This is a genomic window from Kribbella voronezhensis, assembly GCF_004365175.1.
Taxonomy (GTDB): domain Bacteria; phylum Actinomycetota; class Actinomycetes; order Propionibacteriales; family Kribbellaceae; genus Kribbella; species Kribbella voronezhensis.
Genome location: NZ_SOCE01000001.1, coordinates 5789280 through 5812322, shown reverse-complemented (window position 1 = coordinate 5812322; position 23043 = coordinate 5789280). Strand labels below are relative to the sequence as shown.

Below are 23043 nucleotides of genomic sequence, written 5' to 3'. Positions count from 1 at the left end.
ATGCTCTTGGGAGCGCTCCCAAATGGAGTGCCGAAAATCACTAGGAGGGGTCAGGCGATGAGCCAGACGAAGCGGTTCCTGGCGGTCACGGTGGCTGCCGTGACAGCCCTGGGCATGGTCGGGGCATGCAGCAAGAACGCCGACGACGCCAAGCCGGCGGCGGACGGTCAGGTCAAGTTGGTGGTCGACACCTTCGGCGACTTCGGTTACAAGGCGCTGGTCGCGCAGTACCAGCAGGAACACCCGAACGTGAAGGTCGAACTGCGCAGCGTGCAGAAGCTCGACGACTACAAGCCGAAGCTGACCCAGTACCTGGCCGCCGGCACCGGCGCCGGGGACGTGGTGGCGCTCGAGGAGGGGATCCTCAACGAGTTCAAGACCCAGCCGCAGAACTTCGTCAACCTGCTCGACCAGGGCGCGGCCGACCTGCAGCCCAACTTCCTGCCGTGGAAGTGGGACCTCGGCCGGGTCGGCGCCGACGGGCCGCTGATCGGGCTCGGTACCGACGTCGGCGGTCTGGCCGTCTGCTACCGCAAGGACCTGTTCGCCAAGGCGGGCCTGCCCACCGACCGCGACGCGGTGTCGAAGCTGTGGCCGGGCTGGGACGAGTTCATCGCCACCGGCAAGAGGTTCACCGCCGCCAAGACCGGCGCCAAGGGCTTCGTCGACTCGGTCACCACCAGCTTCTCGGCGATGCTGTCGCAGGCCGGTGACACCAACTTCTACGACCGCGACAACAAGCTGATCGCCGACTCGAACCCGGTCGTGCGGCAGTCGTGGGAGACCTCGATGAAGATGGTCTCCGAAGGCGTCAGCGCCAAGGTCCCGACCTGGTCGAAGGACTGGGAGGCCGGCTTCAAGAACGGCAGCTTCGCGGTCACCATGTGCCCGTCCTGGATGCTCGGCATCATCAAGACCAACTCCGGCCCGGCCAACGCCGGCAAGTGGGACGTTGCCTCGGTGCCTGGTGGCGGCGGCAACTGGGGCGGTTCGTGGCTCGCGGTACCGACCCAGAGCAAGCACCCGAAGGAGGCCTACGAGCTGGCCAAGTTCCTGACCTCGCCCGAGGGCCAGGTGGCCGCGTTCAAGGAGGCCGGACCGCTGCCGTCGTCGCCGAAGGCACTGGACGACCCGGCGTTCCTGGCGCTGACCAACGACTACTTCTCCAACGCCCCGGTCGGCAAGATCTTCGGTACCGGCGCCAAGTCGCTGAAGCCGATCGTGCTCGGCCCGAAGCACCAGGCGGTCAAGGAGCGTGCCTTCGAGCCCGCGCTGCAGGCCGTCGAGCAGGGCAAGCTCACCCCCGACAAGGCATGGCAGCAGGCTCTGAAGAGCGCTGTCAAAGAGGCGAAGTGACCTCTTCCAGCGTCGTCCGGGCGTCGGCGGCAGCGCGTGCCGCCGACGCCCGGGATCCTTGGCGCTCCCGGCTGACTCGCGCGGACATGAGGTTCGCGCCGTACTTCTTCATCGCGCCGTTCTTCGTCCTGTTCGCGATCTTCGGGGCGTTCCCGCTGATCTACACCGGCTGGGTGTCGCTGCACGACTGGCACCTGATCGGTGACCACACGTTCGTCGGTTTCGACAACTACACCGCGCTGTTCGCCGACCCGGACTTCTGGAACGCGCTGAAGAACACGGTCGGCATCTTCGTCATCGCCACCGTCCCGCAGTTGCTGATGGCGCTGGGGATGGCGAACCTGCTGAACCGCAAGATCCGCGCCCGCACCTTCTTCCGGATGGGCGTGCTGATCCCCAACGTCACCTCGGTGGCCGCCGTCGGCATCGTCTTCGGCCAGCTGTTCGCCCGCGACGTCGGCCTGGTCAACTACGTGATCACCAGGCTCGGCCTGGACGCGGTCGACTGGCAGGCCAACACCTGGTCCAGCTGGATCGCGATCGCCACGATGGTCGACTGGCGCTGGACCGGGTACAACACGCTGATCCTGCTCGGCGCGATGCAGGCGATCCCGAAGGAACTGTTCGAGGCCGCCTCGCTGGACGGCGCGGCGCCCTGGCAGCAGTTCTGGCGGATCACCGTGCCGCAACTGCGCCCGACGCTGGTGTTCACCGTGATCATCTCCACGATCGGCGGCCTGCAGTTGTTCACCGAGCCGGTGATCTTCGGCAACGGCCGGATGCTCGGTGGCACGCTCGGGCAGTTCCAGACGGTCACGATGTACATGTACGAGACGGCGTTCCAGCGCTTCCAGTACGGCTACGGTGCCGCGATCGCCTGGGCGCTGTTCGGCCTGATCGTGATCTTCTCGCTGATCAACCTGCTGATCGTCCGGAGGGCCGCCCGATGAGCACGATGAAGGCCGCCTCCGTGCGGTTGTGGCGCACCAGCCCGGCGACGTACATCGCGCTGATCGTCGGCTGTGTCACCTCGCTGTTCCCGATCTACTGGATGTTCGTCGTGGCCACCCGGTCCAACGACGTGATCAACGACGTACCGCCGCCGTTGCTGCCCGGCGCCGCACTCGCCGACAACGTCGGCCGGGTGTTCGCCAACGAGCACGCCGCGTTCGCGTACGGGCTGGTGAACTCGCTGGTCGTGTCCAGCGTGGTGACCCTGTCGGTGGTGTTCTTCTCCACGCTGGCCGGGTTCGCGTTCGCCAAGCTGCGGTTCCGCGGCCGCAACGGCATGCTGCTGGTGATCATCGGCACGATGATGGTCCCGGTCCAGCTCGGCCTGATCCCGCTCTACATGCTGATGGTGAAGATCGGCTGGAACGGCCATCTGCAGGCGGTGATCGTGCCGTTCCTGGTCAGCGGTTTCGGTGTCTTCATGATGCGCCAGTACGCCTCCGAGGCGATCTCCGACGAACTCGTCGAGGCCGCCCGGGTGGACGGCTGCTCGACCTTCCGGATCTACTGGAACGTCGTCCTGCCGGTACTGCGGCCCGCCGCGGCCGTCCTCGGTCTGCTCACCTTCATGCAGACCTGGAACGAGTTCATCTGGCCGTACGCCGTCCTCGACGCGAACACCCCGACGGTCCAGCTGTCGCTCAGCCTGCTGGCGACGGCGTACTACACCGACTACGCCCAGGTCTTCGCTGCGACGGCCTTGGCTACGCTGCCATTGTTCGCAGTATTCATTCTGTTCGGACGCCAGATCATCGGCGGCATCATGGAAGGTTCGATCAAGTCGTGACAACGGAGAGCCAGACCGAGCCCGGTACCGGCCTGCAGCTGCCCCCCGGGTTCCTTTTCGGCGCCGCCACGGCCGCCTACCAGGTGGAGGGCGCGGCGACCGCCGACGGCCGCGGCCCCTCGATCTGGGACACCTTCTCGCACACGCCCGGCCGGGTCCTCGGCGGCGAGACCGGCGACGTGGCGATCGAGCACTACCAGCGGTACCGCGAGGACGTCGCCTTGATGTCCGACCTCGGCCTGCAGGCGTACCGGTTCTCGATCGCCTGGCCGCGGGTCCAGCCGAACGGTCGCGGCGCGCTCAACCAGGCCGGTGTCGACTTCTACTCGCGGCTGATCGACGAACTGCTGGCCGCCGGGATCGAGCCGTGGCCGACCCTGTACCACTGGGACCTGCCGCAGCCGCTGGAGGACGCCGGCGGCTGGCCGGAGCGGGACACGGCGGAGCGGTTCGCCGATTACGCCGGCGCGATCAGCGCAGTACTGGGTGATCGGGTCCGGCAGTGGACCACGTTGAACGAGCCGTGGTGTTCAGCCTTCCTCGGGTACGGCTCGGGTGTGCACGCACCAGGTCGCCAGGATCCGGCGGCGGCGGTTCGGGCGGGGCATCACCTGATGCTCGGACACGGCCTGGCCGCGGGTCTGCTTCGATCCGGCGGTCACCAGGTCGGCGTGACGATCAACCTGTACGACGTCGTGCCGGTGAGCGAGCGGGAGATCGACGTCGACGCCGCCCGCCGGATCGACGGGCTGCAGAACCGCTTCTTCCTCGACCCGGTCCTGCTCGGGTCCTACCCGGCCGACGTGGTGGCCGATCTCGCCGCGGTGACCGACTTCTCGCACGTCCACGACGGAGACCTGTCGGTCATCTCGACCCCGCTCGACATGCTGGGCGTGAACTACTACAGCCGGCACGTGGTCACTGGTGAGGCAGGCAACGGCGACGACGGGCACGGCGGTGCGGCCGGTAGCGGCGCCTCGCCTTGGCCCGGCAGCGAGCACGTGGGCTTCTCCAAGGGTGATTTGCCGGTCACCGCGATGGGCTGGGAGATCCACGCCGAAGGGCTGACCAGCGTCCTGGAGCGCGTTTCCGTGGAGTACCCGCCGGTGCCGCTGTACGTCACCGAGAACGGCGCCGCCTTCGCCGACGTACCGGATCCGGACGGGCTGGTCCGCGATCCCGACCGGATCAGCTACCTGGACGGTCACCTGCGGGCCTGTCAGGCGGCGATCGACGCCGGGGTGCCGCTGCGCGGCTACTTCTGCTGGTCGCTGTTCGACAATTTCGAGTGGTCCTGGGGATACTCGCGGCGCTTCGGCCTGGTCTATGTCGACTACGAGACACAGACACGCACCCCGAAGAGCAGCGCGTATTGGTACGGCGATCTGATCCGAGGCAGGCTAGCGACATGACCGAATCCCGTCCCACCATCGAAACCGTCGCGGCGAGGGCGGGGGTGGGGCGGGGTACCGCTTCGCGGGTGGTGAACGGATCGTCCCAGGTCAGTCCGGCCGCCCGCGCCGCCGTACTCAAGGCGATCGACGAACTGGGCTACGTGCCGAACCGGGCCGCCCGCAACCTGGTCACCCGGCGTACCGACTGTGTCGCGCTGGTGATCTCCGAACCGGGCGAGCGCCTCTTCACCGAGCCGTACTTCGCCGGCATCGTCCGCGGCATCAGTTCGGCGATGGCGCAGACACACCTGCAACTGTGGTTGTCGATGGTCCAGAGCTCGGCCGAACGCGACCGCGCCGGCCGCTTCCTCACCAGGGAGCACGTCGACGGCGTGATGATGCTTTCCCAGCACGCCGACGACCCACTGCCGGCCAAGGTACGAGCCAGCGGACTCCCCTTGGTGCTCTGCGGCCGCCCACTGGCAGGCGCCGAGGACATTCCCTTCGTCGACGCCGACAACGCCATCGGCGCGCGGCAGGCGGCGCAGTACCTCCTGGACCAGGGCCGCAGCCGTCTCGCCACCATCGCCGGCCCCCAGGACATGTCCGCCGGCGTCGCCCGCCTCCAGGGCTTCCGCGAGGTTGCCGGCGACGCCTTGGTCGAATACGGCGACTTCAGCGAGGAAAGCGGCGCCCGCGCCATGACCGCCCTCCTTGACCGCTCCCCGGACCTCGACGCCGTCTTCGCCGCCTCCGACCCGATGGCCTTCGGCGCCATGCGAGTCCTCAAGTCCGCCGGCCGCCAGATCCCCACCGACGTCGCCGTCATCGGCTTCGACGGCTCCCCCGCCGGCCGCCACACCGACCCACCCCTCACCTCGGTCTTCCAGCCCACCGAAGAAATGGGCCGAGAAATGACCCGCCTCCTCCTGGCCCAACTAACCGGCGAGGCCCCCACCGAAACCCAAGTCATCGTCGACACCCACCTAGAACACCGAGGCAGCGCCTGACTTTCGGTCAGCGAGCTCCGGCCCGTCACTCGCCGCGGACCACGACAGCGAAGAACCCACTGCACGAGAACGCAAAGAACCCCGCACCCTCCGCCACGCGACAACCGATGTTCTCGAACCCGTCCGCGGCGACATCGCTGACGTCAAGCACGTCCAACCGCGCCGGCTCGGGATTTTCAGGCAAAGACACCTGCAGACCGGCGACCCCCAAGAAGGTCGTCTCCAGCCGCGAATCACCGTCCACCGACTCGGCGGTCAAGCTCACCCCTGCCCCGACTGCTCGTTCCTGACCACAAACCTCCGCAGCACCGGCATGCCGACCGTCCGCAGGCGCGACCAACCCATGACGTCATTAGCGATCGTCTCAATCATCAACGACTTCTCCAGGAGATGTGCCGTTCGATCCGGCCCTACGTGACCAGCTCCTAGCGATGATGATGGGCGCTCGGGGTGCCCGCCAGCCTGACGTAAACAGCAGCGAGGCTGCTGCGCCCGGACCGAGGCCCTCGACCGTTGGTTTCCCATCTTGTCATCCGTCAGCCAGTCGCCCATTTCGTCGTGGTGGGGCGGGCCACAGAGCCGGGTGTCGGGTCAACCGGCGCTCGGCGCCATGGAAGCCCTTGCTGGTATTCTCCCGCGGGTCGTCGCCCGGCAGCCGGGATAGGTCGTTACGCATAACGCCAACCCCGGCCCGCGGGGAACCGAGAGTATCCCAACGCCTCGATAGACCATCGACTCGACTACTGCCGAATTCCGGCCTCCCGCCATCGAGGCAAACGCTATATCACCTTGCCATCGTCGCATTTGCGCAGAAGATCACGCACCAGCGGATGCATCAGCAATGCGGGATACTCAAGCACTAGATCGTCGATTTCACGTCTAGCAAAGTCGCACACTTCACGCGAAAATTCTTCAAGCGGGATGGTCAATACGCTGTCTGAAAAATTGCATTCAATATGGACTTTCTTATCAGCCCAGAAGTCAATCCATTGATCGGCTTCTGTAAAACTGTACGTGTACCGAGCGTCGTCACCGGCAGCCAGGGTGTCTCTGGCTCCGATTATTCCGGCGACAAAATGCAGTGCCGGCACCGACGCACCCCTGGAAGCTAAGGCGGCGCCACCATAAGCCACCTCAACGTCTCCGGGAAAGAAATACCACAGCAAGTCGGCACTGCTGGCTTGGGCAGGCGCTCGACGGTGCTCCCAACCCACTCGATTCGGCGGCGCCTCGCGCCAATGCTTGATCTCTAGCGACATGGCTTTCACTTTCGAGGCTATAGCGGGTGCATCGTACGTACATTACGGTCTGGATCAACCCAGACACGCATCCTAGTGCTTCCGTCTTCACTTATCGTCCGACCGGGGCCGAAGTCATGGTCGTGAGCATGGTTGCCAGTCACCGAGTCGACCCGACTTGGCACCGGCGATCCGCTTACTGCCTCGTTCGCAAGCGATCCGAAGTCGTCCGGATCGAGGTCCTCGTGGAACTTTGTCCCTTCGCCCGGTGTGCCTGCGCCATGATTCGGCAGAACATGCGTGTCGATTACTTCATCCGACAGATGCACGGGGCCGCCGCAATTGTGTACGAGGACGGGTGTGGCGCCTGCGAGCACATAATAGGTGTGGATGGCGCCGATGGTGAGGTTGTGGACTCGAGCGGTGGCGTCGTAGCGGGTGATGGCGGTGACATGACTTTCGACCCCCGGCGTCGATGGTTGGAGGTTGTCACCGGTTGTCAGTTCAGTGGCGACTACCCAACGGTGTTCGGACGCAAGATAGAAGGGGTGTCCGTCGGTCGCGACGAGGTTGGCCGTTGTGGTAGCGCCGCCGGGTTTGCCGCTGGTGACGGCGACGTTGACCAGGTGTTTGGCGCCCTGGCCGATGATCGTTGCGACCACTGGTTCGGCCTTGGTTTTGCCTGTTGCTGGGTCGGTCGCCTTGACCTTGTCGCCTACTTTCACCTGTTCTATCGGTTTGCTGGTGCCGTCGGCGAGTAGGACTTTGGTGCCTGGGACGAAGGAGTTGCATTTGCCGGCCTTCAGGAGGTCCTTGATGGCGGTGATGGCTTTGCCGGCTAGGTTCTTGAGGTTGCCGACTAGTTCTATGCCCTTCTTCCACTTCCAAGGAGAGCCGTATTTGGCGAGGATCTTGCCGGCTATGCCGCCGGCGAAGGAGGCCAAGATGGTGACGCCGGTTGCGACGCAGGAGCCGATGTCGCCGTTCGTAAAGCAGTTCAAGGCGTCGGTGATGCCCAACTCGTCAGCGACGATCTTCACCAGGTCCTTGATGACTCGCTTGATCCGCTCCTTCGCGACCCGCACCGTCTCCGAATGAGCCGTGATCTTCGACTCGATGTCAGCCTCGGCCTCGTTGGTGATCTCTTTGCCGCTGTAACCCTTGTAGGGGAGCCAGTAGCTGCCGGTCTTCTTCTTCTGGGTTTGCTTCTGCTCGACGACCGACGTCGTACCGCGGGACTCGGTGCCCTCGTCGCCCTTGCTGCCAAGGAACATGGTGCCGTCGGGATCGCTGAAAGTGGCCGGGTTACTGTTCGAGTAGGCGTAGGCGTTCAGCGTCTGCGGATCCGTGATGTCCACCAACGGATCCACCGAGATGAACTTGCCCAGCTTCGGGTCGTACTCCCGGGCACCCAGATGCGTCAGACCAGTGGAATCATCCAACTTGCCGTCGACGAACCCGCGCGCGTCCGACTTCCAGTTTGCGTCCTCGCCACGAGGAACACCGAATGGATCTATCCAACGACGGACCAGCTGATCAGTCTGGACGTCCACGCTGACGGTCGCGGTGCCCTGCGGGTCCGCGATCAGGGACGTCACCTGCGTTGAACTCGTCCGCATCGCAACCGTCGCGCCATTGAACTGGTAGTAGCGCGTCGAGGAAACCGAGTCTGCAGCCTTGTCCAGTCGGATCTCGGTTTGACCGAGATACAAGGTTGCCCCCGTCGGGTCGTGCTTGATCAGCCGCTCCCCCTCGGCGTCATACACGAAGTCGGTCTTGCCGGCCGCTCCGGTCACCGATTGCAGCCGACCCTCTGCATCCCAAGCGAAGGTGTCCGTATCGCCGGATACAGTCCGCGTCGACATATTGCCCGCCGCGTCGTAGCCGTATGTGTCAGCCGAAGTTCCCGCTGGGCCACTTGAACTCACGCCTGTTACCGCGTGCGGGTGCGGCGCAGTTCCGACGGGGTATGCGTACGTCGTGGTGGTGTTGCCGGCGGCTGCATAGTCGGTGACCTTCGAGCGGTTGCCCGACTTCCAGTACTCGTAACCGCGCCAGTAGGGATAGGTCGAACCCATCGTCCCGGTCGTCGGCGCAGTCGCACAGGACGCGTTCGACGTCGTACGTGCCTCCGTCATCCGGCGCAGGTAATCGTAGGCAAAGCACTGCCGATCCGTACTCGCGCCCTGCATCTGCGAGTGCGCCAGCGCAGTGATATTCCCGGCGGCATCGTAGGTGTAGTTGAAGGCGTCATCGGTCGTTGTCTGGCTCTCCCTGTCGACCTTCATGCTCGTCAGGCGCCGGGTTCCAGGCTCGTACGTGAACCCCTGGAAGGTCGACTTGTGTCCAATGACGTCGCCCATGGTGTAGCGAGTCGGCTCACCGTACGAGGAGTACTGTGCGCCGACCACGTACGAAGTCCAGCCGCCGACCGCCTGCAGGTTGCCGGCCGGGTCGTAGATCGTCTGAACGGTCTCCTGCGGAAGCCCGGGCACCGAAGGCAACTTGACCTTCGAAACGCTCCCGTCAGGGTTGAACTCAGTCGACGAGGTGTAGACGCCGGCGAGCTTGCCCTCAGACGCAGGGATCGTGATCTGGGTCGCGGTCGGCCGGTTCAGGTCGTCATACCCGGTGATCGCGGACTCGTAACTGTTGCCGTCGACCACTCGTGTCGACGAGGTCAGCAAACCCTTGCCGAGTGAGTCGTACTTCCATGAAGTGAGCACAGGGCCGGTGGTAGAGCCGCTGTGTACGGCAGTCTTACGGTCGAGAACGTCGTAGTCGTAGAACAGTGATTGCCCGCGGGCGTCCTTGCTCGACGCCAAACGGTCGGCGTCGTCGTACGTCGACGTAGTCGTGCCCTTGTCCGGATCGCTCGCCGAGATCTGTCGGCCACGGAGGTCATAGGTGTAGGTCCAAACGCTGTTGCCCGCGTTCTTCACCGTGGCCAACTGGTCGTCGGAAGTGTAGGTGTAGGTCGTGCTGTCGTATGCGCCGGTCGCGTCGGCGCCTTGATACTGACGCAGCTCAGTCGTGTTGCCCCGAATGTCGCTGAAGGTCATCGTCGGCGTCGCACCTGCGGGCGGATCCACCGCCACGTAGTTGCCTCCGTACGACGTCAAAGTGCGCCAGCGCTCGGCGCCCTCAGTCTTGAACACTGCAGTCGTGACTCGGTTGACACCGTCGACGGTGTAGACGGTCTGGGCGGGCAGGTTCTGCTCGAGGACGTCATACACCTTGTTGGTTGGCGCAGTGGTGGCCTCGTAGTACGGACCACCTTCATTGGCTACGACACCCCGGCTTCCGTACTTGGTGTCGGTGATGAGGCGTCCGGTGCCGTTGGCTCCCGGCGTCTGCACCTGCCGCTGCCGGAGGAGGCCGTCCAGAAGCGTCTGGGTGGTTTTGTACGCGCCGTTCGGCTTCAGTTCCTGCGTAGTCACCACGTTCGGCTGCCCGGCCGTGTTGGACAACAGGTAGGAGAAGCTGACCGACGCGATGCCTCCTGCCGACTTCGGTCGATCCGCCAGCCAGACGCCTGTCAGGCGACCCGAAGCGTCGTAGGCCAGATCCGTCCGCTTGCCGTTGGGGTCGACCTCGACCGTCGGCGATCCCCAAGCGGGCTCGAGTGTCGACACACTGACGTTGCCCGCGGCATCTGTCGTCTTCGTCTGAGTAACTGGTCCGCCGGTCGCCGGAACGAACTCCACGCTGCTCGTCAGCCGATCGAGGCCATCGTAAGTTTCCACCGTGCGACCGAGCGTGTCGTATGCCATCCGCGTGCGCTGCTCGTACACCGCAGCGCCGTTCCAACCGGTCATCGTCTCGACCTTCGTTACGAGGCCCGCCGTCGGCTTCGCTGCCAGGTCGGTGTGCTTGTCGTAATAGGTGCGTTCGTCAGAGATCACCTGCGCCGGCCGGTTGGGGGTGAGGTCGCAGCTGACTGCGACCTTCTCTTCACGACTCACGGTGTCCGTGATGCCGACGCCCGCGTCGAGATTGCGGACGTACGTCAACCGTGTGCAGCGATCGTCGTCGCCCTTCAACACATCGCCGATGTCACTGATCGCTGTAGGCATTCCGAAGGTGTCGAAGTCGGTGTCGACACCGGCCACTCGGTAGCTGCCATCCGCCAGCCGTGTGCGAATCCGGGTGAACGACGTGTTGAGAAGAGTGGCTGCGTGGCCATCACCGGTTGCAGTCTGCTTGAGCCAAGGCGTGTTTATTGTGCCGGTCACCTCGACACCGCCCGCTCCGTTGTAGGTGATCTCCTCCCGCACGTAGCCGTTCAGCCGCTCGAAGTCGGCGTACGAGGTTTTCGCAGAGTCGACCACATTCACAGTTTTGGTGCCACCGGACGCGGACGCGCGATCTCCGTGCATGCCACGGAAGTACAGGGTGCTTGTCGAGGTCTGTAGACCGACAGGCCCGACCTGTTCATACACCGTTCCGTAGCCGCGCCAGTCACCCCATGTTCTGTACTTGGGCTGTGTCAGGTCGTTGTCGTCGTAGTGCCAGGCCGCATCGCCTGAATAGGTGTACGTCGTGACCTTGTCTGGTGCGTCGGTGACCAGGTCGTCTTCGACCAGCTGCGTTGCGACATATTTGTGGAACCAATGCAGCGTTGGACTACTGCCTCCCTCGATCGTCCAGTACGCCGGGAAGCAGCGCCGGGTGTTCGTCGCCGGATCGGCATCTTTCACCGCCGTGTAGGTGCACTCAGCTCCTGAATAGTTGACCGAGATCTGTGCACCGGACTCTGTCTTCACGCTGGAGACCCGGTACTTGTTCATCGGGAAGCCACCCGCGAGGAACCCCGCAACCCGATTCGGCTTGGCGATCTTGGTAAAACTGACCAACGGATCTGTGGATTGGCCGCCCACCATCCCCGTGTGCTGGATGCTGTTCAGCCAGAGCGCCGGCGCCGTGCTGTCGCCCGGGTCCGGGAAGGTCTGGGTGAAGGCCCAACTGTCGACTGTGCGCGCTGTGCCGTCCGGTGTCAGCACTTGGGTGTAGAGCGTGTACAGCCTCTTCCTCGTGAAGAAGGCAGGTGACGTCTGATTCGGGCAGGTGCTGGCGGAGGTACAGATCTGATCGAACGGAACGTCCGGCCAGCTTGTTGCAGTTGCGGCTGTCAGTTGGGCAGGTGCGCAAGTGAGTGTGCCACTGGGCAGACAACGCTCGGTCACGCCGAAGATGACCCGAGCCGGCGGTACACCGGTGTCGGCGCCAAGCTTCTCGCCATACTCGATGGAACTGAGATATGACGCGCGATCGTAGGTCGAAACAGCTGTGTTGTTGTTCCGGCCGTAGTTGTTCGTCTCTTTAACGTACCGATAGGTCATCACGTTGCCGGACCGATCGACGACACGATCGACGTTCCAGCGCCAAGCCTGCTGGCAGTACGACGTGGCGAAAGCAGTGCCGCCCTTATAGCAAGGCTCGCCGGAGTTGTTGCCGAAGACAGGGACTGTGTCGACCGAATTGGTTGGTGTCGTCGCATAGGCGGGAGGATTGAGGCCGAAGTAGTACTGCGTGCCGTCGGCGGTCGTCAGCCTCCAGTACTCACCCTTACCATCGCCCTTGCCGGCGGCAATGTCCTCACCGCCGTCACCGTTGACGGCTCCGGTCAGGTGCTCGATCCGGGAACCGTCGTCCTTGCGGAGCTTCCACGTCTCCTGGGTGGCATCCCAGAGGAGCTCGCTCGAATGGCTGCCCAGCGACAACGTCGCGTTGTTCGACTTCCAGCACTGGTCGCCAGTCTTGGTCGTGTTGTTTGCGCCCGCGCCCATGTCATCCGCGCAGGACACGTACTTGCGCTCAACGAAGCCGGCCTCGAGAGACTGCCCCTGGCCCAGCCACGACGGTTGGTTGTTGGTCGAGGCGGTCTGGCCGTCCACCGAACCTGACGAGTACCCGATCGACAACTCAGGACGAGGGCCGGCGGTGCCGGGTGGCATGCGGAACGGATAGCTCCATGTGAAGTCGCCAGTCTGCTTGCCGACATTCCAGGTAGAGGCGGCAGCCAGGGTGGACGCGGCGTAGGAGCCGTATGGGCCTGACGGAGCTGCCGACAACGCGAAGGCCGAAACACCTTCAGCGACGGCGACATCGGCCGTGTAGGTTCCGGCCTTACCATCGTTCGCGCCGTTCGGCACGACGGTTGACCGCTCGCAGGTCTTCTCGCTCGAGCACTGAAGTTGGACGAGTCGGAGGCGACTTCCCCAGTCCGCTCCGTACGCGTACCTGAATGAGGAGTAGTCGACCTTCACACGGAGCCGACCCGGCGACGCCACTCCGTCGGTACGGGCCAGCCGGAGCGCGAGACCCTTGACACCCAGCTCCTGCGTCCGCTGCTGGTCGAACACCTCCACGCGAACCGAGGAGGGAGCATCGGATGACTTGGCCTTCCCGTCCGCCGGAGCCGGAGACACGGACACCGGTGAGTCCCCGACCCGCTGTAGAGATACCGGAGTTGGCGTTGCAGCGAGAGCCTTGGCTGGCGTCGGGAGCGTGACCGTCGCATCGGACGCTCCCGGCCAGATCGGCCGCGGCGTTTCCTTCTGGGCTGCAACCGCCGTTGGATCCGGCCGGTCGGTCGGAGGCACCTGCAGGTCATGGCCGACGACAGACTCGTCCTGTTGCGTCGCCGGGGCCGGCCTGCTGTAGGCCTTCGCTTCAGCTTCTGGCACGTAGGAGGCCACACCGGCCACGAGACTGATGCCGATGAGGGTGACCAGAATAGACCTGAAACGTCGCATATGTGCGCTCCGTGATTTGGCGTTGTCAGTCATTAGTTGTTGCCTAGCGCAAGGGCTTGGATTGCGTCATCGCCGATCAGCCCGTCGTAGATGTTGACGTCCTCGACGAGGCCGCGGAACCAGTAGTTGACGGCACTGTTGTCGATGCCGAACCCAGTCCGGAACGGGCCGGTTCCGTCCACAACCGAAGTCCTGACCGGGATCTTCGTGGACAGCGCGGTTCCGCCCTCTTTCTTCTGCTGCTGGATGCCATTGACATAGATCTTCAGATCGCGCGTTGATCTGTCGAAAACCCCCACCACATGGGCCCAGTCGCCGGCCCGGTAGTTGACGAAATCAGTCTCGGCGGTCACAGGTCCGTTGCTGGTCGAGACCGTGAAGTTCCACTTGACCCAGCGGTCGGACTGATCCTCCGGTTCCGAACCATCCCTGCCGGTCCAGGTCATTTCACTCGTACCGAGAGCGAAACTGCTCCTCCCGGGCTGATCTTCGCTGACGATGACCTGACGGTTGCTCTTGATGTCCAATTTGACCCGCGCCGCGACAGTGAAGTTCTGGCTGGTATCGATGATGTTGGATGCTGCCGTCGCGGTCGTATCGCCACTGGTCTGCAGGCCGTGAAGATAGACGGAGTGGTCTCCTTCTGAGGCACCGTGATTGCCCTCTTCCCAGGTGGCTTGGGGACTGAGATTCATTCCGTGCTTGCCACTGCCCTCATCTGCGGTGAACACGCCCGATCCCTCGTCCATAGGCCACCTGCCGACCGGATCAGTACCTTGAACTCGGAGGACCGTCGTCCTCTGGGCGCTCTGATTTCCTGCCTGGTCGTAACTCCAAGCACTGACAGACCAGGTGCCGAACGCCGAAGGGGTCGTCGTGAACGAGGCCGCCGACAAGGACAGCGAGTTTGGTCCTGGTGCGTCGTCGTTGATGGCGTAGCCATATCTCGTCAGATCAGTTTCCCCGTTGGGTGACAGTCGGATGGTGACGGGCTGGTTCATCGGATAGCTCGAGGCAACCGGCTCTACTGTGATGATCGGCGCCAGAGGCTTGGTGGTATCTACGTAAAAGAGACAACCTGTCGACCAGGGCGAGGTCGTGACACCGTCGTGTGCACGAGCCCGCCAGACATAGGTCGTGTTCGACCACAAAGGTTGATGGGCGACTGCCTCGGGCGGCGGTTCGAAGTAGATACCCGAGCCGCCCTTCTTGGCTGCAGTGGTGTAAGTGAAGAACGGAGATTGGTCGACTGCCCGACGCATCTCGAAGTCGGCCCACACATGCTGGCCATCATCAGTTGTGTCCGGATCGACGATCGAGACGACCGGAATCGGCGTGTTGTCGCCGATCACGGGATCGCTTGCGCTGGTCGTCACACACGCCGTGTAAGGATCCTTGGTATGTGGATCGACGATGGTCGGCGGGTAGTTGTAGGTGACCGATAGCTTGACGTCGTAGCGGAATCGCTTCCAGGCCAGTTCGTCGGTTTCGCTGGACGCGCGCATTCCTAGGTAGACGGTCGAACCGTGCGCGCTGACTACCTCATCAACAGCCGTCGGAACCGCAAACGGTACCCAGTAGCCTCCGGGATCGCAGCCATCACGCCCATGCGCCGCAGTGGCGTAGCTCAGCTTCTGCTTCCAGATCCCGGAGCCGGAGCCGTTGCTCCAGGTCGTCGCGTCGGTGAACTTCGCGACCTTCCAGACCTCGACCACCTTCGGAGTACAGGAGGCGGACCAGGTTTCGTAGGCGCTGAAGACGGCGGACTGAACATCGGCACCGGCGATCTGACCGACGCTGAACCCGAAGAGGAGGCGCTTGCGGCTCCACGGTTCGTACGATTGGTAACCGACACCCTCGTCACCACCCCAGCCCCAACTGGACGTGGTCGGATAGTGCTCATTGATCATTGACCGCGCCACCCGAACTCCGGTGAAAGGCGGATCTACATGCAAGGGGTAGACCGTTGCTGGATCATCGATGAGGGACCGTACGGGCGTGACCGTCAAGCTGTTCTGAGTCACAGCCACGGGCATGGTCGCAACGCTGTCACCTTCCAGCGGCTCCTCGGTACGATCGGCCGACGGCGGTTGTAGGTCGCCGTCTCCACTGGAGTCCCACATCGCAGGCTTTGGCGCCGAGAACACTGCCTCGCCGAAGTTGTCGACTGCTTCTACGGTTCCCCCCGCTGTCCGGCGCATCTGCAGACCAGGCGCATCCAGCGCCAGCTGGACCTGCTGCAGCTCAGGCAATTGCGCGGCTTGCCGGGTGTGCACGATGAGAACCTCGGAGAAGGATTCCTTCGTGACGCTGATCCGCAGATCAACACCTGGGTATACGGACGGATAGGTCAGGCTGTCGCTTTGAACGGTCGGGGTCGGCAGTGCGGTCGGCCAGGTCAGCTTCAGCTTTCTGTCGTCCGAGTCGAGAACTACGAGCGGACCGGTACCGCCGCTCGAAAACACCATGTCGACCGCGGTGGCCTTCGGCCGGATCAAGCCATCCTGGCCGCGAGCCAAGGTGGGGTCGAGATCAACCCACTGACCGTCTTTCTTCTTGCGGACTGGCACCGCCGACTGCTCGAGGGTGAAGGTGCCGTCCGGATTCGCCAACGTCTTCGAGTCTTCGGTGCGCTTCTGCAGCACCTCGACCGGGGCGCCCGAATCGGCCGCTTGCTGAACTGCAGACCGGCTGTCGGCAACGTTCGCAACAGCGGCCGCCGGAGCATGGCTTCCCGGCGCAACGGCCAACCACCCCAAGACCCCCGCTGTCAACGCACACGTTGCTGAAATCGCACGTCGCGTCATCGATCCGCTGAAATTGGACAGACCCCACCGATACATCGGCCCCACTGCTCCTAAGACTCGCCCCCGAGCCCGTTGATGCGCTATGGATCCTAGAGATCGCTGATTGTGACCAACAGCGACAACCCATACAGTTCGGGTGCCAAACTGCATGGGTCCGGATGATCTGGGTCACACTGCTCGTCGGTTTCTGCGTCACCTGGACCGTCGCATACGCCACCGAGCTCGGGCGCAGTCGACGGGGCCCGCGCCGAGACGATCCGGACGGGCCCAGTCCTCTGCGGTCAGGGGCGGACGGTGACGGTGTTGCTGAGGGCTCGGCCTGTGGCGTAGCTGGGGCGGGTGCAGGTGACGGCGGCGTACAGGGTCTTGTTGGCGGTTGATGCTGTCAGCAACAAGCTGGTCTTGGTTGCTCCGGTGAGGGCCACGCCGCCGGAGTACCACTGGTAGCCGTACGAGGAGCATGTCGGCGACCACGTGCCTGTCGACACCACCACGGTGTGATTCACCTGCGGTGTCTGACTCAGCACCGGAGCCTTGGTGGCCCGGGATGCCGCTCCCAGCACGGTGAACGCGTTCGGCAATGTCGCGGACGCACCGGCGAACGAATCCACCACTACATTCCGTACGCCGAGCGCCGCACCCGTGAGGTTGAAGGCATACACCGACGTCGTCCGATCCGCGGTCACCGAACGCATCACCCCGGTGATCGCCGGCTTCCCCGCCGCCGTCAACCGCACCACATCCTTGGAATGCAACGCGCTCCCCTTCAGCGTCACATTCACCGTCGTCCCGACAACCCCGGTCTTCGGCGCCGCACTGGTGACCCCGAAGACGGCTCCCCCACACAACGGCTGCTGACACGTGGCGGACACCGTGTACTTCAAGCTGGTCTGCGTCTCGGGCAACCCGAACAACATCATCTCGGAGACGGTTCCGGCCTCGAAGTTTCCCCAGCAGTCGAAAGTGCCGAGCGGCTCGGCGCCCCACATGCAGTTGTCGGCCCCGTTGGCCGAACGGCCGTAAAGATGCGGGACGGGGCCGCCGCTGACCGTATTGACCGCGGTGCCGCTGACCTGGTCGGTCTTCCCGAGCGGGAACGTCACGCAGTTCATCGTCTTCGTGGCGTTCACCTCGCCGGTCAACGGGCCGAATCCGTAGGCAGCGGACGGCGCCCGTACACATTCCGGAGCGGGACCGGCCGCGGTCGAGAGGCGCGCCGCTTCCAGCTTGAACGCGCCCGGCGTACCGAAGTTCGGGTCGCTCCAGACGATCACCTGATAGCCGGTGGAGCCGTTGACCGAGCACCGCAGCTCTCCGAACGTCTTGCAGACGATCTGACCCGACGGACGGAAGACCGTCGCCCCGACGCTGGCCGCGCCACGAGTGTTCACGACGTACTGGTCGACTGCCGCACTCGTCACGCGGAAACACCGCAGAGCCGCCCCATCGGCAATGGTGCCGGTGCCGGCCGTGGCGCCAATGTTGCTCGAGAGGATTCCCGAACACCCCTTGGCAGTCGAGGTGATGTCGCGCCGCGCCACCTGGTACGCCGCCGACTGGTCGCTGCCCACGACGAGAGCGGTGTACGCCTTCCCTGCGGTCATCGGGCACCAGGTGAACTCCGCCGTACCGGCAGGTCCGTCACACAGCCCCTCCCCCGGCGTCTTGACGAAGATGCGGGCCATGCCGGTCGTCGCCGTCCGGGCGTACTGGAACGCCTCCATCGCACTGTGGCTGCCCGCGGCGATCGTGAGGCAGGTGATGAACCTCGCTGCATTGAGCGTCAGAGCAGTTCCGGTCGTCGTACTGAAATCGTGCTGAGGAAATGCGGCACAAGGGCCTGGTGAGTCGATCCGCGGCACAGCGAAGGAGTAGTTGTTGTTCTCCTGGTACGGGCTGCGGTGGATCAGAGCTCGATATGGTGCCTGGCCGGTCAGCTTGCAGGTGGAGGGGTCGAGCCACGACTGCCAACCGCACACGTAGCTGCCGTCCGCGTCGACGATCCGGCCTTCGGTCTTCATCCGGCCGGCAGGTTCCACCGGCAGCACCTCGGAGCCGACGGCGCTGGACAGCGTCAGACAGTCGTACTGCGCACGGCCGGCCAGCACGCCGCTCCGCGCGGCAAATGTGTCAGCCGGCTGGGCGGCGCACCCTGCTGTCGAGGTGATCGGGAAGATGGACACCGGTGTCGTAGCGGAGGCGACGATCGTGTACTTGCCCGCAGGCAACTCGCAGTTGGGCAGATCACTGCACCGAGCGACGCCGTCTTCGCCGTAGGCACCGCGGCTGTGGCCGGTGCCGTCATCGATGACGTACTGCGCTTGCGTGCTGACCGTCAACGTCCGGCAGCGACTCCCGGCCGGGGCTGTCGGCGGCGTCTGGTTGAAAGAGCTCACTTGAGCCGACGTGCACCCGATCGGGTCGGAGAGCCGCCCGATGTCCAGCACGTACTCGGGATCGCCGACGGCTGCGCCCGACAACACCCGGAAGGGACCGGTGCCTTTCAACAGGCAGCCGTCGTAGTTGCCCTCGGGGTCGCAGGCGTCTTCGCCTGATCCGTCCACGATGGTGGTGAAGTGGCCGTCGGACTCCACCACCTGACGAGCGAGGATCCGCTCGCCGGCCACTGCGTCGATCGGCTGGCAGTCCAGGCTGAGAGTGGAGGCGGCGGTCTTGTGCAGTTGCGGAAGATCCCATCTCGTCCCGACTACTGGAGCACAGCCAGTGCTCTTGGCCAACTCCAGCACGGACAGCCGGAACGTGAAGCCGGCAGCCGTCTCGCGGTTCTCGAGCAGGATGGTGTAGGTACCGTCAGCAGCCAAGGTGCACGTCTGCCGAGAGGTGCCTTCTGTACAAGCCTCTTCGCCCTGCCGGCCGTAGACCTCGCTGTCGGCAGCCGGTTGGTCCGGAACGCTGTTCTCATTCTGGATCCAGTGCCTTCCGGCCGTCGCCGTCACCGTCCGGCAAGCCATCTGCCCCAGGGCCAGGTCACCGGTCGCTACCGCGTCGCCAGGATCGCCGAAGGGTGCGAGCGGCAACGGTGCGCAGCCGACCGGTGAGTTCAGCTTCACCAAATGGAAGGTGTATCCGGTGTTGACTCCGGCAAGCTGGGTCACGAAAGCCCGGTACGGGCCGGTACCGGTCAGCTTGCAGGCCAGTCGGCCTGACCATTCGGGCGAACAGGCAACGGCGCCGGACGCGTCGTAAACCACCGCGGTACTGACGGCGGCGCCGAAGCGGAACACTTCGTCGGCCGCACCGCTGAACTGGAAGCAGTCACCGAATTGACCGTCGACGAGCTGGCCCGGCGTTCCGGCGGACCCGACCGCGAGGTCATGTGCGGCCAAGGTCTTGCAAGGCGCGTCGTCCAGACCGACTGCCGAGAACTTGTACGAACCGCTCCCGCTGTACACGTGGAGAGTCACGGTGTGCGTGCCGGGTACGGCGAAGTCGCATTTGGTCGTTCCCTGCTGGATGAAGCAGGTCGACTCGTCACCGTTCGGCACGTAGGCCTCGACGTGCAGGTCCGGCATGCCGGTCAGCCGGAAGAGCACCGATTCCTGTGGCTTCGCCGTGGTGAGGGAGTACGTGTGAACGTCGTCTGAAGTGGCCGAGTCACAGGTGAGAATGACGCCGCCGCCCAGTGCGCCGGAGCACGCGGCGATGGTCTCAGCGGTGGACTTCGACGGTCTTGTCAGTTCCAGGCCCGGTGGGCGCGCGTGCTCGGGTTTTGCCTTCTTGCCCGCGGGAGGCGCGGCGGGACCGGCCTTGCCGGGCTGCGTTGGCGTGGGCTGCGGATCCGCGGCTGTGGCCGTGGCCGTGGCCGTGGCCGGCTGCAGTAGAGCGCCAAGTAAGGCGACGACGATCGCCATCAGAACGAACACGCGAGACCGTTTGGGCGCGACGGAACGCGCGCTGGGCTTGGCTGACAAAGATCCTCCCCAGAATGCTCACCCCGAGCGCGGGGAGCGTAACAGGGAGTGGGGGCCGCGGGGCCGGAATTGCCGCTTGTTGCAGTTGGGGTCCGCGCAGGAGGTGGTTTCGGGCGGAGTACGGGGTGGGCCGGACCCCTCGGACCGGGCCCACCCCGCGGCTGGGTCAGGTGGTGAGGTCTCGGTGGCGGAAGGTGGCGAAGCCGGCGGTCAGGAGGGCTGCGGCGATGGCCAGGAGGGCGAGGACGGGGGTGAGGGTGAAGGTGCCGCCGGGGAGGCGGGGGGTGTGGGCGTAGGGCGAGATGTCCATGACCGATTGGGGGAGGTTGAAGATCGGGCCGAACTGGCCCAGGAGGAGGAAGGCGGCGAAGAGGGCCCAGGCGGCGGTGACGAGTTTGGGGGCCAGGCCGAAGAGGATGACTACCAAGGCTGTCACCAGCCAGATGGCTGGGAGCTGGACCAGGGCGGCGGCGAGCATGCGGCCGAGTTGGCGGTTCATGTTGCCCAGGGAGGCGCCGCTGGAGATGCCGGAACCCAGGCCGCCGACGAGGACCAGGACGGAAGTGCCGAACAGCGCCATCAGAACGTGGCTGGCCAGCCAGCGGGTGCGGGTGATTCCTGTTGCCAGCAAGGGTTCTGCGCGCAAAGAGGTCTCCTCGCTGCGGAGGCGCAGCGCGGCCTGGATGCCGAAGGCGGTGGCGATCAGCCCGAGCATGCCCATCTCGGTCGACAGGAAGGCGTCGGTGATTCCCTCGACGCCGCCGAGCTTCTCGACCATCTTGCGGGCACTGTCGCTGTTGACGAAGCCTTCCACGTTGCTGGCGATGTTGCCGACGATGAACCCGAGCAGCAGGAACCCGAATCCCCAGGCATACAAGGAACCTCGGTGCAGCCGCCAGGCCAGCGCCAGCGGTGAGCGCAACCACCGCGAGGCCGTAGCGGGCCCCGGACGCGGCCGGACCAGACCCGCACCGATGTCGCGCCGGCTGAGCAGCCGGTACGCCGCTGCCACCAGAATCACCATCAATGCCAAGGGCAACAAAGCGACCCAGAAGCGGTCGCCCGCATAAGCCCGGATCTGCTGCGACCACCCGATCGGCGACAGCCAGGAGATCCACCGCGGACCGTCCGAAGCAGCCGAGTCGCCGAGCGCGCGGAGTACGTAACTGACACCCAGTACTACGGCCGTCAACCCGTTCGCGGCACGGGCACCCTCGGTGAGTTGGGCCGTCACCGCACCCACTCCGGCGAAGACGAGCCCGGCCGTGATCCAGACCAACCCGAAAGCCAGCGACCCCGAAACACCGAGCCCGACACCGATCAGGCTCAGCGAAGTCAGCAGGCCGAGCACGATCACCATGCCGCCCGAGACGATCAGGGCAGCCGTCACCGCGGCGTACCGGCCCAGTACGCCGGCGCTCAGCAACTCCAGTCGCCCGGCCTCCTCCTCGGTGCGGGTGTGCCGCACGACCAGCATCGCGGCGAGCAGCGCAACCAGCAGCGCGCCGAACGAGGTCAGCTTGAACAACGACACCTCACCGAGCGAGGTGGGGTCGAAAATCCTTCCGTACAAGGAAACCAGGGCCGGTGACGAGTTGGTCGTGTTGGCCGCGGACACCCGCGAGGCGACGTCCGGGTAGAGGTCGATCGACGCCTGCGCCGAGCCGGCCGCCATCGAGACGAACACCAGGATCCAAATCGGCAGCAAGACCCGGTCGCGCCGCAGAGCGAGGCGCACCAACGTCGCAGTACCAGCGAAGTCGTTCATCGCGACGCCGCCTCCAACGCAACCCCGTCGTCTTCGTAGTGCCGCAGGAACAGCTCTTCCAAGGTCGGCGGCTGGGCCACCAGGCTCTTGATCCCCGCCCCGGCGAGTTCCTTCATCAGGCTGTCCAGCTGAGCGGTGTCGACCTCACAGCGCACCCGGTTGCCCTCGACATCGAGCGCGTGTACGCCGGGCAGCCGCTCGAGTCCCACCGGCGCGGACGAGAGCTCCGCCTCGATCGAGGTCCGGGTGAGGTGACGCAACCCGGCGAGTGTGCCGGATTCGACCACCTTGCCGCGGCGGATGATGCTGACCCGGTCGCAGAGCGCCTCGACCTCGGACAGGATGTGCGACGAGAGCAGCACGGTCCGGTCACGGTGGCGCTCCTCCTCGATGCATTGCCGGAACACCTCTTCCATCAGCGGGTCGAGGCCGGAGGTGGGCTCGTCGAGGATCAGCAACTCGACGTCCGAGGCGAGCGCCGCAACCAGGGCGACCTTCTGCCGGTTGCCCTTGGAGTACGCGCGGCCCTTCTTCGTCGGGTCCAGGTCGAACCGCTGCAGCAGGTCGTCGCGCTTCTTCGGGTCCAGCCCGCCGCGCAGCCGGCCGAGGAGGTCGATCACCTCGCCACCGGACAGGTTCGGCCACAGGTTGACGTCGCCGGGAACGTAGGCGAGCCGCCTGTGCAACTGCGCCGCATCCCGCCACGGATCACCACCGAGCAACGACACCTCCCCCGCGTCAGCCTTGAGCAGCCCGAGGAGGACTCTGATGGTGGTGGACTTCCCGGCGCCGTTCGGGCCGAGGAAGCCGTGCACCTCGCCGGTCGCGACGTCGAGGTCGAGGCCGTCGAGGGCGTGGGTACTCCCGAAGGACTTGTGCAGTCCGGAGACGACGATGGCTGATGTCATGTTTCAGAAGGTACACTTCATTCAGAAGTTTGTGAATCTTTCTAACGCGTCTCTCACAAGTCAGGTTTTTCGGT

General features: G+C 64.8%; 12 protein-coding genes. 5 read left to right on the top strand and 7 right to left on the bottom strand.

Translation table 11 applies throughout. From position 1 onward, the window contains the following. Window positions 1–57: 57 nt before the first annotated feature. From EV138_RS27095 to EV138_RS27075, 5 genes are read left to right on the top strand one after another with little or no spacing between them, the layout of a single operon-like run. A complete protein-coding gene (locus EV138_RS27095; protein WP_133981555.1) occupies window positions 58–1356 on the top strand; it encodes an ABC transporter substrate-binding protein in 1299 nt (432 codons plus the stop codon). Beyond that, window positions 1353–2306, top strand: a complete 954-nt coding sequence (locus EV138_RS27090; protein WP_133981554.1) for a carbohydrate ABC transporter permease — start codon at window positions 1353–1355, stop codon at window positions 2304–2306. The genes EV138_RS27095 and EV138_RS27090 overlap by 4 nt, the downstream gene beginning before the upstream one ends. Beyond that, window positions 2303–3154 carry a carbohydrate ABC transporter permease gene (locus EV138_RS27085; RefSeq protein ID WP_238158375.1) on the top strand — a complete coding sequence of 284 codons (852 nt, stop codon included), beginning with the start codon at window positions 2303–2305 and terminating at the stop codon, window positions 3152–3154. Before EV138_RS27090 ends, EV138_RS27085 begins: the two co-directional genes overlap by 4 nt. After that, the gene (locus EV138_RS27080; protein WP_133981553.1) at window positions 3151–4566 is read left to right on the top strand and encodes a GH1 family beta-glucosidase; all 1416 of its coding nucleotides are present in this window, start codon (window positions 3151–3153) and stop codon (window positions 4564–4566) included. Before EV138_RS27085 ends, EV138_RS27080 begins: the two co-directional genes overlap by 4 nt. After that, complete coding sequence (locus EV138_RS27075; RefSeq protein WP_133981552.1) at window positions 4563–5558, top strand: LacI family DNA-binding transcriptional regulator; 996 nt, start codon at window positions 4563–4565, stop codon at window positions 5556–5558. Before EV138_RS27080 ends, EV138_RS27075 begins: the two co-directional genes overlap by 4 nt. A 25-nt stretch (window positions 5559–5583) precedes the next feature. Here EV138_RS27075 and EV138_RS27070 read toward each other — a convergent pair whose 3' ends face one another. From EV138_RS27070 to EV138_RS27040, 7 genes are all read right to left on the bottom strand, one after another. After that, window positions 5584–5823 (bottom strand): hypothetical protein, encoded by a 240-nt coding sequence (locus EV138_RS27070; RefSeq protein WP_133981551.1) that lies wholly within the window; start codon window positions 5821–5823, stop codon window positions 5584–5586. Between the two features lie 514 nt (window positions 5824–6337). After that, entirely contained in the window at window positions 6338–6817 is a 480-nt protein-coding gene (locus EV138_RS27065) for a hypothetical protein (protein WP_133981550.1), read from the bottom strand. A gap of 17 nt (window positions 6818–6834) precedes the next feature. Continuing rightward, on the bottom strand, window positions 6835–13554 hold the full coding sequence (locus tag EV138_RS27060; RefSeq protein ID WP_166678696.1) for a polymorphic toxin-type HINT domain-containing protein: 6720 nt from the start codon (window positions 13552–13554) through the stop codon (window positions 6835–6837). A 32-nt stretch (window positions 13555–13586) separates the two neighbouring features. After that, window positions 13587–16304 carry a LamG-like jellyroll fold domain-containing protein gene (locus EV138_RS27055; protein ID WP_166678695.1) on the bottom strand — a complete coding sequence of 906 codons (2718 nt, stop codon included), beginning with the start codon at window positions 16302–16304 and terminating at the stop codon, window positions 13587–13589. Between the two features lie 338 nt (window positions 16305–16642). Continuing rightward, window positions 16643–20245: a hypothetical protein gene (locus EV138_RS27050; RefSeq protein WP_133981547.1), complete on the bottom strand. Its 3603-nt coding sequence runs from the start codon at window positions 20243–20245 to the stop codon at window positions 16643–16645. Window positions 20246–20459: 214 nt separating this feature from the next. Continuing rightward, window positions 20460–22061, bottom strand: coding sequence for an ABC transporter permease (locus tag EV138_RS27045; RefSeq protein ID WP_133981546.1), 1602 nt, complete (start codon window positions 22059–22061; stop codon window positions 20460–20462). Next, window positions 22058–22969: an ABC transporter ATP-binding protein gene (locus EV138_RS27040; protein WP_133981545.1), complete on the bottom strand. Its 912-nt coding sequence runs from the start codon at window positions 22967–22969 to the stop codon at window positions 22058–22060. The genes EV138_RS27045 and EV138_RS27040 overlap by 4 nt, the downstream gene beginning before the upstream one ends. Between the last annotated feature and the right edge of the window lie 74 nt (window positions 22970–23043).

Excerpts from the sequence above, each read along its gene's own strand:
- EV138_RS27095 (WP_133981555.1), top strand. The coding sequence starts at position 58 with ATGAGCCAGACGAAGCGGTTCCTGGCGGTCACGGTGGCTGCCGTGACA.
- EV138_RS27085 (WP_238158375.1), top strand. The coding sequence starts at position 2,303 with ATGAGCACGATGAAGGCCGCCTCCGTGCGGTTGTGGCGCACCAGCCCG.
- EV138_RS27075 (WP_133981552.1), top strand. The coding sequence starts at position 4,563 with ATGACCGAATCCCGTCCCACCATCGAAACCGTCGCGGCGAGGGCGGGG.
- EV138_RS27065 (WP_133981550.1), bottom strand. The coding sequence starts at position 6,817 with ATGTCGCTAGAGATCAAGCATTGGCGCGAGGCGCCGCCGAATCGAGTG.
- EV138_RS27060 (WP_166678696.1), bottom strand. The coding sequence starts at position 13,554 with ATGCGACGTTTCAGGTCTATTCTGGTCACCCTCATCGGCATCAGTCTC.
- EV138_RS27045 (WP_133981546.1), bottom strand. The coding sequence starts at position 22,061 with ATGAACGACTTCGCTGGTACTGCGACGTTGGTGCGCCTCGCTCTGCGG.
- EV138_RS27040 (WP_133981545.1), bottom strand. The coding sequence starts at position 22,969 with ATGACATCAGCCATCGTCGTCTCCGGACTGCACAAGTCCTTCGGGAGT.